Origin of the sequence: Peribacillus sp. NPDC096540, assembly GCF_050278525.1 — a bacterium.
Taxonomy (GTDB): domain Bacteria; phylum Bacillota; class Bacilli; order Bacillales; family DSM-1321; genus Peribacillus.
Window position 1 is genome coordinate 1 of record NZ_JBNNTG010000066.1, and the last position, 13,160, is coordinate 13,160.

13 protein-coding genes, 1 tRNA gene, 1 rRNA gene, 1 other RNA gene and 1 other annotated feature are annotated in these 13,160 nt (G+C 38.9%); of the genes, 4 read left to right on the forward strand and 12 right to left on the reverse strand.

The genetic code is table 11. The features are described 5' to 3' along the window. Positions 1–364: 364 nt before the first annotated feature. From ACQKMR_RS27200 to tadA, 7 genes are all read right to left on the reverse strand, one after another. Positions 365–628, reverse strand: a complete 264-nt coding sequence (locus ACQKMR_RS27200; protein ID WP_427700062.1) for a pro-sigmaK processing inhibitor BofA family protein — start codon at positions 626–628, stop codon at positions 365–367. Between the two features lie 114 nt (positions 629–742). Then, positions 743–961, reverse strand: a complete 219-nt coding sequence (locus tag ACQKMR_RS27205; protein ID WP_427700063.1) for a YaaL family protein — start codon at positions 959–961, stop codon at positions 743–745. 20 nt (positions 962–981) lie between these two features. Beyond that, positions 982–1,578, reverse strand: coding sequence for a recombination mediator RecR (gene recR, locus ACQKMR_RS27210; RefSeq protein ID WP_427700064.1), 597 nt, complete (start codon positions 1,576–1,578; stop codon positions 982–984). A 60-nt stretch (positions 1,579–1,638) separates the two neighbouring features. Then, the gene (locus ACQKMR_RS27215) at positions 1,639–1,956 is read right to left on the reverse strand and encodes a YbaB/EbfC family nucleoid-associated protein (RefSeq protein WP_053348895.1); all 318 of its coding nucleotides are present in this window, start codon (positions 1,954–1,956) and stop codon (positions 1,639–1,641) included. A gap of 21 nt (positions 1,957–1,977) precedes the next feature. Beyond that, a complete protein-coding gene (gene dnaX, locus ACQKMR_RS27220) occupies positions 1,978–3,666 on the reverse strand; it encodes a DNA polymerase III subunit gamma/tau (protein ID WP_427700065.1) in 1,689 nt (562 codons plus the stop codon). 186 nt (positions 3,667–3,852) lie between these two features. Then, positions 3,853–4,117, reverse strand: an RNA gene (gene ffs / locus ACQKMR_RS27225) — signal recognition particle sRNA large type. A gap of 151 nt (positions 4,118–4,268) precedes the next feature. Further along, positions 4,269–4,775 (reverse strand): tRNA adenosine(34) deaminase TadA, encoded by a 507-nt coding sequence (tadA, locus tag ACQKMR_RS27230; protein WP_427700066.1) that lies wholly within the window; start codon positions 4,773–4,775, stop codon positions 4,269–4,271. Between the two features lie 140 nt (positions 4,776–4,915). On the opposite strand from tadA, the gene ACQKMR_RS27235 reads away from it, so the two are divergent. From ACQKMR_RS27235 to ACQKMR_RS27245, 3 genes are all read left to right on the forward strand, one after another. Beyond that, a complete protein-coding gene (locus ACQKMR_RS27235) occupies positions 4,916–5,461 on the forward strand; it encodes an isochorismatase family cysteine hydrolase (RefSeq protein WP_427700067.1) in 546 nt (181 codons plus the stop codon). A 190-nt stretch (positions 5,462–5,651) separates the two neighbouring features. Next, complete coding sequence (locus ACQKMR_RS27240) at positions 5,652–6,311, forward strand: deoxynucleoside kinase (protein WP_427700068.1); 660 nt, start codon at positions 5,652–5,654, stop codon at positions 6,309–6,311. Beyond that, complete coding sequence (locus ACQKMR_RS27245; RefSeq protein ID WP_427700069.1) at positions 6,289–6,960, forward strand: deoxynucleoside kinase; 672 nt, start codon at positions 6,289–6,291, stop codon at positions 6,958–6,960. Before ACQKMR_RS27240 ends, ACQKMR_RS27245 begins: the two co-directional genes overlap by 23 nt. Positions 6,961–7,081: 121 nt before the next feature. Here the strand turns inward: ACQKMR_RS27245 and ACQKMR_RS27250 are convergent. From ACQKMR_RS27250 to guaB, 4 genes are all read right to left on the reverse strand, one after another. Then, a tRNA-Ser gene (locus ACQKMR_RS27250) sits at positions 7,082–7,174 on the reverse strand. Between the two features lie 142 nt (positions 7,175–7,316). Next, positions 7,317–8,594, reverse strand: a complete 1,278-nt coding sequence (serS, locus tag ACQKMR_RS27255) for a serine--tRNA ligase (protein WP_427700070.1) — start codon at positions 8,592–8,594, stop codon at positions 7,317–7,319. 65 nt (positions 8,595–8,659) lie between these two features. Continuing rightward, positions 8,660–8,885: a binding site (T-box leader), on the reverse strand. Between the two features lie 67 nt (positions 8,886–8,952). Beyond that, positions 8,953–10,272 (reverse strand): D-alanyl-D-alanine carboxypeptidase family protein, encoded by a 1,320-nt coding sequence (locus ACQKMR_RS27260; RefSeq protein ID WP_427700071.1) that lies wholly within the window; start codon positions 10,270–10,272, stop codon positions 8,953–8,955. A gap of 174 nt (positions 10,273–10,446) precedes the next feature. Continuing rightward, positions 10,447–11,910 (reverse strand): inosine 5'-monophosphate dehydrogenase, encoded by a 1,464-nt coding sequence (gene guaB, locus ACQKMR_RS27265; protein ID WP_427700072.1) that lies wholly within the window; start codon positions 11,908–11,910, stop codon positions 10,447–10,449. Positions 11,911–12,022: 112 nt separating this feature from the next. On the opposite strand from guaB, the gene ACQKMR_RS27270 reads away from it, so the two are divergent. Continuing rightward, positions 12,023–12,988, forward strand: a complete 966-nt coding sequence (locus tag ACQKMR_RS27270; RefSeq protein ID WP_427700073.1) for a YaaC family protein — start codon at positions 12,023–12,025, stop codon at positions 12,986–12,988. Positions 12,989–13,077: 89 nt separating this feature from the next. Here the strand turns inward: ACQKMR_RS27270 and rrf are convergent. Then, positions 13,078–13,160: ribosomal RNA gene (gene rrf / locus ACQKMR_RS27275) — 5S ribosomal RNA — on the reverse strand; the annotation flags it as partial.

Below are 13,160 nucleotides of genomic sequence, written 5' to 3' on the forward strand. Positions count from 1 at the left end.
AATGTTTGACTTGCTCATTTTGCTTTTTTAATAGTGTGTGCTCACTTTAAAAATTTACGTTGGCGCTTTGTTTTGTTCAGTTTTCAAAGAGCAATTTCGTCGTCGTTTATCTCGTAAGCGACTTTATTATCTTACCATTCATTTAATCTTATGTCAACATTTATTTCATATTGTTTTTTCAATTGAATGTTATGGTTATCGTTGTTGGCGACTCCTAATATATTATCAGTTTGTTTAGTGAACGTCAATAGTTAAATCAAGATTTCACAAAAAACATTATTACACTTCCAACTTATATATAGATAAAAGCCTCAAGACAATATCCTTGAGGCTTTTATTACTTTACTATTCATTCTGATTCGCCCTAAATAACCCAATAACCAATGGCGGCCAACGCCGCGACTCCCGGTATTCCTAGCAGACCAGCGACTGCTGAAGTGGCGAGATTAATGGGTACATGAATACCCGCTTGATTCCCTAGCGTATTCAAAAAAAATAAAAAGACCGCACCAATAATAATCTTTATTACCCCCTGCCCTAAAAACCGAATAGGTTTAATAGGTGCACCGATAATGAGGAGCAGTAAGATCAAGCCTCCAACTACGGCAACAAAAACAACTGGTTCCACAACTCATTCCTCCCCGTAAGCTTGTACTACACTTATATGACGGGAGCCCTGGTTTAAGAACTCAGCCCAATAAAAAGTGGTTATAAAGGGGATTCCTTTATAACCACTCTGTTATCATCGTTGAATGCGAACGTTTCTTCTTTTCACTTCTCTAAATAAGTAAAAATATTTTACTTCCGCTAGTCTTGTTTGGGCAATTACTTCCTCAGATGGGTCTACACTTTTTTCAAGTAAAGATTTTTGATTATGCCAATTCTGTTTCAAATGTTCAAGCTCTTCAATTAATGCCTCATTGAATTCATTTCGAAGCCGCTTTTTTTTACGAAAGAACAAGTGAAGTCCTCCCAGCTACCTTATATTTCTCTTCTTCCTTCTATTGCTTTTGATAGCGTCACTTCATCCGCATACTCCAGATCTCCACCAACAGGAAGTCCATGGGCAATTCTTGTCACCTTAATCCCTGATGGTCTGAGAAGCCGCGAAATATACATGGCAGTTGCTTCTCCTTCGATATTAGGATTAGTAGCCAAAATGACCTCCTGCACTGTTTCGTCCTGCAGGCGCTTTAATAAATCGGGAATATTTATATCTTCCGGACCGATTCCGTCCATTGGAGAAATACTGCCATGTAGTACATGGTATAAACCATTGAACTCTCTCATTTTTTCCATCGCTATTACATCTTTTGGGTCCTGTACCACGCAGATTAAACTTCTATCTCTCTTTTGATCCTCGCAGATATAACAGGGATCCTGATCCGTGATATGACCACAGACTGAACAATACGTAAGATTCCGTTTCGCATTTACCAGTGCTTTTGCAAAATCCAAAACAGTATCTTCCTTCATGCTTAACACATGAAAGGCTAATCGTGCAGCCGTTTTCGGCCCAATCCCCGGCAATTTCATAAAGCTGTCAATAAGCTTAGAAATCGGTTCTGGATAATGCATCAAATTCCTCCTAAAAATTTCAAAAGAAACCTCCTGAAAGGAAGTTTCTTTTAAACTTGCTTAAAACATACCTGGAAGGTTCATTCCTTTAGTGAATTGCCCCATCGTTTGGTTTGTCAGTTCTTCTGCTTTTTTCAGAGCATCATTGGTAGCAGCTAGTACTAAATCCTGAAGCATATCGATATCATCCGGATCAACAACTTCTGGCTTAATGATTACATCAACTATTTCTTTATGGCCTGTCACGATAACTGTTACCATTCCACCGCCTGCAGTACCTTCAATCTTTTTTTCACCTAACTCTTCTTGTGCCTCTGCCATCTTCTTTTGCATCTTCTGCATTTGTTTCATCATGTTTTGCATATTACCACCGCGCATACCCATTTTCCCTACCTCCAATTATTCTTTAATTTCAAGTAAATCATCGCCGACTAATTTTCTAGCCTCTGCTATAAAGGGGTCTTCTTCTTTTGATTCCGTTTCTTCTGTACCTTCGAACTGCTGTGTTGAAATAAAGTCCTCCCGCAACCCTTGCCATTGGCTTTCTGGTACTCCAGCTATTTCCATACGGCGACCGGTTAATTGTTGCATGATTGAGGCAATCACTTCCACGAAACGGTTATTTTCCATCGCCATTTGACAATGGATGTCATATTTGAATTTTACCACAAAAGCTTCAGTTGACGCAGCAACAGGTTCTGCTTCCGTTAATAAAGCTGCTAATGACTTTTGGTTTTGCAGACCTAATTGTTCAAGTACTTCGCCCCACTTGCTTTTCACAACATTCAAATCTGGTTTCGTAGCTTGTTTTAAAACTTGATTAATCTTGCCTGCTGGTGCTTTATAACCCTTTTTAATAACACGCTGTGATTTCGCCTGTTCTGCAGGCTTTTCTGCCACAGCTGCTGAGATGCCACTTCTCTGTATTTCCTGTAATTTAATTTCCAAACCCTCTATTTTCTGAAGCAATTGTTGAATCTGCCCATTGTCCATTTGATTTGGTCTTTGCTCATTACATAATTTCACAAGAGCCACTTCTAGGAAAATCCTTGGATGATTCGTCCATTTCATATCCTGCTGTGTTTGATTGAAACTTTCAATAATGGAATAAATCGATTCAGAAGAAATAACTTCTGATAACTCTTTAAATTGAGGATCGATTAACACACGATCGAAGGATTCAGCGAGAGCTGGTGCTGTTTGATACAACAACATATCACGGAAATAATAAATCATGTCTTCAATGAACCGAGCTGGGTCTTTCCCCATAGCCAACAATTCATCAAGTACTTCAAGTGCCACTGCTACTTCTTTATCATAAATTGCTTTTGCCAACCGACTTAAGAATGCCTGCGAAACAGAACCAGTGACAGTCAATGCATCTTCTACAGATACCGTCTCCGAACTGAAAGAAATTGCCTGATCAAGCAAGCTTAGCGCATCACGCATCCCGCCTTCAGCTGCTCTCGCAATAATATGCAAGGCCTGTTCATCACATGAAACCCCTGTTTCAGCAATGATTTGAGCCATTCGCCCAACAATATCCTGCGGCTGAATTCTTTTGAAATCAAATCGCTGACAACGCGAAATAATCGTTAGCGGAATTTTATGAGGTTCAGTCGTTGCTAATATAAAAATAACGTGCTTTGGCGGTTCTTCCAATGTTTTTAGTAACGCATTAAAGGCCCCTTGCGAAAGCATATGTACCTCATCAATAATATAAACTTTATATGTAGCCGCATTCGGTGCATATTTGACCTTATCACGAATGTCACGGATTTCTTCGACACCATTATTGGATGCTGCATCAATTTCAATAACATCTGATATGGAGCCATCAGTGATTCCGCGGCAGGTAGCACATTCGTTACAGGGTTCACTTATCGGGGCATGCTCACAATTCACTGCTTTTGCAAGAATTTTGGCAGCGCTCGTTTTCCCTGTCCCACGTGGACCGGAGAATAAATAGGCATGCGAAACCTTTTGCCCGATTAGGGCATTCTGTAACGTTTTTGTTACATGTTCCTGCCCAACTACATCAATAAATTGTTGTGGCCGCCATACCCGGTATAATGCTTGGTACCCCACGGAAATCCCTCCTTATTTTCTCCATCTTGTTTATTATACATTACTGATTTCCTTATTTTCAAAGTCAGTATAAAGAAAACTCACTGATTATCTATTTCTTTTCAAAATATCCAACTAATTTAACTTCTTAACGTGCAAAAAAACTCACCCGATACGAATGAGTTTTTTGATTATGTAAAATAACTGCCGTGCACCTTCTGTCGATTAGCAACCATAAGCGTTACTTAAGCAGTTAGCTCAGCCCAGGCAACCCTGCGGCACATGAGTACTTCCACTTAATGCTGCTTCCTTCCGGACCTGACATGGTTCATGGAGACCCATTGCGCAGGACCCGGACGTCAACACCACTTACTTAAGGCAGACCCTACAGTACGCTAACCTCGAGAAGGAATTCAACCTCGCTAGAGCGGATTGCGAGTACAGGGCACCGCTACCTCCCCGTCTAGCACGGCAAATGTAATACCAATATTCATAGCGTCATATCGACGCATAATTCATTATACTAAGGTAACAAAAAAAACGCAAGCCTTGTTCATTGAACAGTCTATTTCCCCTAATCTTTAGAAAAGGAAAAGGCACGCACATCAAGTGTTCAGACAAGTTTATTTATTTTCTTCCATATTTTTAAGTGCTTTCTCCTTTTTCAAGGTTTTCTTTCGATTCCTAAGCTCTTTAAAAAAGGCTGTCAGTATCCCTCCGCACTCGTCCCGTAACACGCCGCTTGTAACCTCACATTGATGGTTGAAGCGTTCGTCTTGAAGTAAATCCATAAATGTCCCTGCACAGCCTGCTTTTGGATCATGGGCGCCAAAAACGACCCGTTTCACCCTCGATTGCAGAATAGCCCCAGCGCACATAGGGCAAGGTTCCAACGTTACATAAAGCGTCGCCTCCTCAAGGCGCCAACTACCAAGTGAACCACAAGCCTCATTAATCGCAAGTAGCTCCGCGTGGGCAGTGGCATTCTGCTCTGTTTCTCGCAGGTTATGCCCCCTTGAAACTATTTGATCATCTATCACAATTAAAGCTCCAATCGGCACTTCATTCAACATCTGCGCCTTTTCAGCTTCCTTCAAAGCCAATTTCATGTAATAGGCATCATCTTTCATAAAAAAACCCCCTCATATTAAGTAGGAGTAAACAGACAAATATAAGACAAAATAAAGGTCATACTACTTATTCTAATGAATAGTAACGCATGCAACCTACCGTCTGCAAGTAAATTCACACAATATAAGGAGGATATAACATGAATAAATCTATTTCCCCTTCCTTCGCTTTGCTCATCATTGATATAATCAATGATTTTAATTTCAATCACGGTGACATGCTCCTTGAACATACGAAGCTTATCATCGAGCCAATTCTGAAGTTGAAAAAGCACATGAAAGAAAAGGGTTTCCCTATCATTTATATCAATGACCATTATGATTTATGGCAGGCTGACTTTGATAAGATTATCGACACCTGTAAAAATACAGGAAATGCCCAGCTAATTGAAAAAATCAAACCACAAAAAGACGAGTTCTTTCTCATCAAACCGAAGCATTCAGCTTTTTATGGAACTGCCCTCAATACACTACTTAAACAACTGAAGGTGGAAACCTTAATTCTTACCGGGATCGCTGGTAACATCTGTGTGTTATTCACGGCTAATGATGCCTATATGCGAGAGTATCAATTATGGATCCCTGAAGATTGCATCGCTTCTGCATCAAAAGAAGATAACCATTATGCGTTAACGATGATGAATCATGTTCTCAAAGCTTCCACACAAAAAAGCGGAGACATTTAGATTGAAAGACTCCGACCAACTAGGGACTGACATTCTTCTTCCCTCGCATGTCACCTCATTTATTCTCCTTCATTAACACCGGACAAAAATATCACTTATGCTTCAAGTCTGTGATACAATATCTCTTGGCTGAAAAACCTAATAAACTGGGAGTTTCGGTCCGATACCTCATTGAAGGAGGACAGAATGGATGAAAACCACCCCATTTATCACTGTCGAAGGTCCAATCGGTGTAGGGAAAACATCACTAGCAAAAGTTATCGCTGACCATTTTCAAATTTCACTATTAAAGGAAATTGTTGATGAGAATCCATTTCTCGGGAAATTTTATAACAATATCGATGAGTGGAGCTTTCAAACAGAAATGTTTTTTCTATGTAACCGTTACAAACAATTAGAAGATATTGAAACGAATTTCCTTACTAATGACCAAGCCGTGGTGGCTGATTACCATATATTCAAGAACTTAATATTTGCTGAACGTACGTTAAAAAATGGACAATACAATAAATACCTTGAAATATTCAATATCTTAACTCGAGATATGCCGAAACCAAATATGGTTATTTATTTAAACGCAAGTCTGGATACTCTTCTATCCCGAATCGGCAAAAGAGGCCGTGAATTCGAAAAAAATATCAGCTCCAATTATTTGGAGCAGTTATCTTCGGATTATCAAACATTTATGGAGACGTTTGAGAAACAGCACCCTGACATACCTGTTCTTACATTTAATGGAGATGAATTAGACTTCGTTGGGAATAAGAATGACTTAAACACGATAATCACCCAAATAGAGAATGCCCTGCAAAAAGGAGTACAGCCACATGAACTTACGAAAGAAGTATAATATTCCAAGCAACGCCGTCATTACGATAGCAGGGACGGTTGGTGTAGGCAAATCGACAATGACCAATGCATTAGCAAATGCCCTACAATTTAGGACATCTTTTGAAAAGGTTGATACGAACCCCTACCTGGATAAATTTTACGATGATTTTGATCGTTGGAGTTTCCACCTGCAAATCTACTTCCTCGCTGAACGGTTTAAAGAGCAGAAAAAAATCTTTGAATATGGAGGCGGTTTTATCCAAGATCGTTCCATCTATGAAGACACAGGAATTTTTGCAAAGATGCATTATGAAAAAGGGACAATGAATGAAGTAGACTACGAGACATACACTAGCCTATTCAACGCGATGGTAATGACACCCTACTTCCCTCATCCTGACTTGCTTATCTATCTCGAGGGATCACTAGATGATATCCTCGACCGGATCCAAGAACGGGGGCGGCCAATGGAACAGCACACTCCTATTGAGTATTGGAAGGAAATGCACGGCCGTTACGAAGAATGGATTGATCAATTTAATGCCTGTCCGGTCCTTCGATTAAATATAAATGAATATGACCTTATTCAAGATGAGACTAGCATTGAATCTCTTATAGAACGGATCGCTGAATATATGGAGCAAACCAGATTATTACGAAAAATATAAAAAGTTAAAACCACCGGGAATCCCGGTGGTTTTTATTATATTAGAAAACAAAAATTCCGTTACATTTCTGTAACGGAATTCAACGATATCCAATTTATGCGCTGTGGTTATTAATAAGTTATGGAGGAGGTAGAGGGATTCGAACCCCCGCGGGATTTGACTCCCCTGTCGGTTTTCAAGACCGATCCCTTCAGCCGAACTTGGGTATACCTCCGTATCAACATTTATTATAATACATTGAATCCAAATCAAAGTCAAGCTCTCTTAGAACATTTTTTCAAAATAATTATTAACCAAATAAAAAAGGGAACAATTTCTCTGTTAGGAGAAATTGTTCCTTTTTTACTTTTGAAACATTATGGTTTAATGACTTCCACACCGCGCATATAAGGTCGTAATACTTCAGGGATAACAACACTGCCATCTTCCTGTTGATAATTTTCCAATAGAGCGGCAACTGTCCGGCCGATTGCCAACCCTGACCCATTTAGTGTATGAATATGTTCTGGTTTCCCTTTAACATCACGGCGGAAACGGATATTAGCCCGTCTAGCCTGGAATTCTTCGAAGTTACTACAAGAAGAAATTTCGCGATACGTTCCATAGCTCGGGATCCAGACCTCGATATCATACTTTTTCGCAGCAGTGAAACCAAGATCGCCTGTACACATGCTTAATACTCGATAAGGAAGACCTAGCAATTGAAGAACCTTTTCAGCATGTCCCGTAAGGTTTTCCAATTCTGCATAAGAATCTTCTGGCTTTACAAACTTCACTAATTCCACTTTATTAAACTGGTGCTGGCGAATTAACCCACGAGTATCACGACCAGCAGAACCTGCTTCAGAACGGAAAGATGCACTGTATGCCGCATAGCTTATCGGCAAATCATCCATGCTTAGGATTTCATCACGGTGGAAATTTGTCACAGGCACTTCAGCAGTAGGAATCAAGAAATAATCTTCACTCTCAATACGGAAAGCATCCTCCTCGAATTTAGGCAACTGACCTGTGCCTGTCATGCTTGCACGGTTCACCATATATGGAGGCAGCATTTCTTCATATCCGTGTTCTTCAACATGAAGGTCCAGCATAAAACTAATTAATGCACGCTCTAAACGAGCACCGAGACCTCTATAAAAAACAAATCGGCTTCCGGTCACTTTTGCTGCCCGTTCAAAATCAAGGATTCCTAAATCTCCAGCCACATCCCAATGTGGTTTCGGTTCAAACTTAAATTCCGGCAATTCGCCCCATTTACGGATTTCAACATTATCATCTTCTGTTTCACCCACTGGTACACTTTCATGTGGAATATTAGGGATAGAAAGCAGTAACGTTCCTAACTGGGATTCTACTTCACGAAGTTCATCATCAAATCCTTTGATTTGATCACCAACCTCACGCATTTCTGCAATCAACTGGTCTGCATCTTTTTTCTCCCGTTTCAACACAGCCACTTGTTGTGAAACTTCATTCCGTTTACTTTTCAGTTTTTCTGTATCAGCAATTAAAGATCTGCGCTTCACATCTAACTCCTCAAATTTACCTAAATCCGTTAAATCTTCTCCCCTAAATTGCAGTACACGTTTCACTTCTTCAAAATTATTTCGTACATATTTCAAATCCAACATTTACAGTTCCTCCTCATTAATAATTTGATATTTATCAGAGAACGCAAAAAACTCCCGTCCCCTGAAGAAGGGACGAGAGTTAACCCGCGTTGCCACCCTAGTTGAAGGCATATAAAAAACACCTTCCACTTATCACGATAACGGCTTTTAACCGAAAGTATTTACTGACCCAAATAGGTGTTCCATACTCTGCTCCAGGAGGGATTCACAAAACTCTCACACCGATTTCCACCAGCCACCGGCTCTCTTTAGAAAGAAATACTTGTTACTATATCCTGTCATAGCTTTCTCAAAATCAAATTGTTTTCCATAATGTACTATAATTTTATACATTGCGCAACCGTTTTATACACGAAACTTAAAACCAGCCTTTTACAGTAGAAGATACACTGCTCCATACATCACCAAAGAATCCACCAACTGCTCGCATTGATAACACAAACCAGTTTGCTTTTTCGACAGATTCAGCAGCTACGACGTCAACTTTCGCTGAATCTCCGTTAATATACCCGTAATCTTTACCATTTTTAGGGGTAACAGTGATGTAGCCAACCTTTTCACCTTTTTTGATTGGTGCTGTCAACTTACCGTCTTTGTTTAATTTGTTTTTATCAATCACTAATTCTGTTTTATAGTTTTCTTTCTCACCATTCTCAACAAGCATTTCAATCGCTTTTTTAGATTGGATTTTAACATTTTTTTCTTTACCTTTAACTACCGAAAGGGTTTCTTTCCCTTTTACTTGGTAATTGGCCGGAAGAATTTTTTCTTTTTCAAACGTTTGATACGCATAATCCATCAATTTAGTACTATCCGCGAAGCGTTCATTTTTAGAAGTAGACTTCATAACCACTGTAATATAACGTTGACCATTTTGGATAACTGTCCCAGTATGACCATAACCGGCAAAGTCAGTAGAACCTGTTTTCAGACCGTCTACACCTTTATATTCAAAAATCAGACCAGGTAACATCCAGTTGAAGTTTGCATATTCTTTCCCATCACGGAACTTCAATTTAGAAATGCTGGCATACTTTAATACTTCCGGATAATCATTAATAAGGCGATAAGCAAGAAGTGCAGTATCAGTTGCTGTCATGACATTTTCTTCATCTTTTTTACCAGTAGGATACTGCCCTAACAAATTAGAGTTATTCAAGCCGCTGGCGTTGACGAATTTATGGTTTTTCAGACCTAGCTTCGTTGCTCTTTCGTTCATCAATTTCACAAAATTCTTTTCGCTACCAGAAACTAGCTGAGCTAAGGCTACTGTCGCTGCATTTCCTGAATAGACAGCCATCGCTTGATATAGTTCCTTAACTGTATACTCTTCACCTTCTGTTAAACCAATATTCGACAAATTCGGTGCTTTTGAAAGATCATGTACATACTTATTTATTTTAACCTTTTGATCCCAAGTGATTTTCCCATTTTCAATTGACTCCATTATGATGTATTCTGTCATCATTTTTGACATGGATGCAATCCCTAATACTTTATCGGCATTTTTTTCATACACGATTTGTCCTGTTTTACCATCAATAATGATGGCTGCCTCTGCTTTTAAACCTAAATTATCAGATTCAGCTTCAGCTTCCCCCGGTTGATAGGCAAATTGCGACATAACAAGAACAAAAATAAAAGTGAAAATGAGGGTAATCTTGCTGATTTTTTTCAATTTCCAATACCTCCAACATTTAAGCTTATCTCTATAACTAAAGAAGAAACTCTATCTATTTCCTTTAACACCTTGTCTAGTTTATCACAGAAAAAATAAAAAAAATAGACAGAGTCATCGGAGACTCTGTCTATTTTCACTTTAAATTTTAATGACAATTATAAGTTAAATTTATTACAATGAATAGTTCGGCGCTTCTTTAGTAATTTGAACATCATGTGGATGACTTTCCCTTAACCCTGCACCGGTCATTTTAATAAATTGAGAGTTTTCTCTCAAATCTTCTAATGAAGCTGTACCGCAATATCCCATTCCTGAACGAATACCGCCGATAAGTTGGAAAATAGTATCTGAAAGAGGTCCTTTATATGGAAGGCGTCCTTCTATGCCCTCTGGAACAAATTTCTTATTATCTTCCTGGAAGTAACGATCCTTAGAACCTTTTTCCATTGCTGCAACAGAACCCATTCCCCGGTACACTTTAAAACGGCGTCCTTGGAATATTTCTGTTTCTCCCGGGCTTTCAGTTACACCAGCAAGCATACTTCCAAGCATGACTGCGTGTCCACCTGCAGCTAGAGCTTTAACGATATCACCCGAGTATTTAATTCCGCCATCAGCGATAATTGTTTTTCCATATTTCCTTGCTTCTGTTGCACAATCGAAAACGGCCGTAATTTGAGGAACGCCTACACCAGCTACAACTCTTGTTGTACAAATTGATCCCGGTCCAATTCCCACTTTAACAACATCAGCTCCTGCTTCAATCAGTGCTTTCGTTCCTTCCGCAGTGGCCACGTTACCAGCGATGATAGTAAGTTCAGGATATTTCCCTCGAATCTCCTTTACTGCATCAAGGACGCCTGCTGAATGACCATGAGCAGTATCAAGTACAATTGCATCTACTTGAGACCTAACAAGCATTTCTACACGCTTCATTGTATCTTTAGTCACACCGACAGCAGCACCTGCGAGTAATCTACCTTGCTTATCTTTTGCAGAATTAGGGAACTCAATGACTTTCTCGATATCCTTGATTGTAATAAGCCCTTTTAATATACCGTTATCGTCTACAAGAGGGAGTTTTTCAATTTTATACTTTTGAAGAATTTTCTCAGCTTGTTCCAAGTTAGTTCCAACTGGAGCTGTAACCAGATTCTCTATTGTCATAACACTAGAAATCTTCAAGGAAAAATCGGAAATAAATCGCAAATCACGGTTCGTAATAATACCAACAAGTTTTTGATCCTGTTCATTATTAACAACTGGTACACCCGAAATACGGTATTTGCCCATTAAATGCTCTGCATCAAATACTTGATGATCTGGTGTTAAGAAAAATGGATCTGTAATAACACCGCTTTCTGAACGTTTTACTTTATCAACTAATTCAGCTTGTGCTTCAATCGACATATTCTTATGAATAATACCTAACCCACCTTGACGAGCCATAGCGATTGCCATCTCTGCTTCTGTTACGGTATCCATTCCTGCACTGATGATAGGAAGGTTGAGCTTTAAATTCTCGGCTAAGCTGACTTGAAGGTTAACATCTTTCGGTAAAACCTCTGATTTCGCTGGAATTAATAGGACATCATCAAAGGTTAAACCCTCTTTTGCAAATTTATTTTCCCACATAATTTTCCCCTCCTGCTTAAAAATATTATTTGTAGGTTATCAATAGGACATACTACTGTCAAGAAGAGAAATAAATGTTAGATTATTCTATCAATTCGAAGGAGAGGCTGCAATGCCTGAAAACAATGATAATTTCGATAAATATACGCCTTTTTTTTCTGCATCTTCATCACAACTTTTTTTACAAAAATGTTACACACATGAAAAAATAGAAGATGCAGAAATAAAAAGTTACGAAAACTGTTATCCTTTTATATACCATCTTGAACATGCCAAAACCTATTATAACCAGGCTGCTATAGCACCACTTTCTATCCAACCAATTTTATCCTTTTATGGATTTACCCAACTATTAAAGGCCTGTCTACTTACAGTTGATCCCAACTACCCGGAGTCCACTTCGTTGCTTGCTCATGGGGTAACTACAAGAAAGTTAAAAAAGAAACAATACGACTTTTTAAAAGATGAGGTAAAAACGCAAAAGAATGGACTTTTCACCTGTATTGCTGAAAAATTATTTAATATGAAACATATGGAAGGTGAAAAATTTTCTATGGGTACGTTATTAAAGGAAATTCCAGATATGCAAAGCCTGGCATGGACTATTTCCCGTAAAAACTTTATACCTCTGTTACCTTCTTCTGATGGTTTTCAATTGCCTTCTACCATATTGAATAGCTACCAAATGACAAGTAGCCGTTTCGAGGAGTTTTTGACATCTAAAATAAATCAAATATATCATCTTACAGAATCTCCTGGAAAACTGCTAATACAAACAGATAAAGTTCTTGTTTATAATGCTCCTTCTCCTATACGGTATAACTTTGTAGAGGAACAATTTATGCTATCCCTCAATAAAAGTTCGTCGGCTTTTTTATTACCTGAACTTTTGATTCATTATTTAATCTCTTATAACCTAAGTATAATAGCTCGTTATGAAACAGAATGGTGGGCAGAGCTGATGAAAACTATGCCTAATGATGATTACCCCTGTATAGTGCAATTTCTTAAAATAAGCCAATCTAAGGTACCATTTTTAATATTTGAATGGATTAGGTCTGAAAGGTTCAACCCCTGACTATTTTAATTACCTTCCATTAGGAAATAACTTATGGAAAATCTGATATACGAAAAAGACCAGCCGGAATGGCTGACCTTTTCAAAATGGCTTGGCGGCGTCCTACTCTCACAGGGGGAAACCCCCAACTACCATCGGCGCTGAAGAGCTTAACTGCCGTGTTCGGAATGGG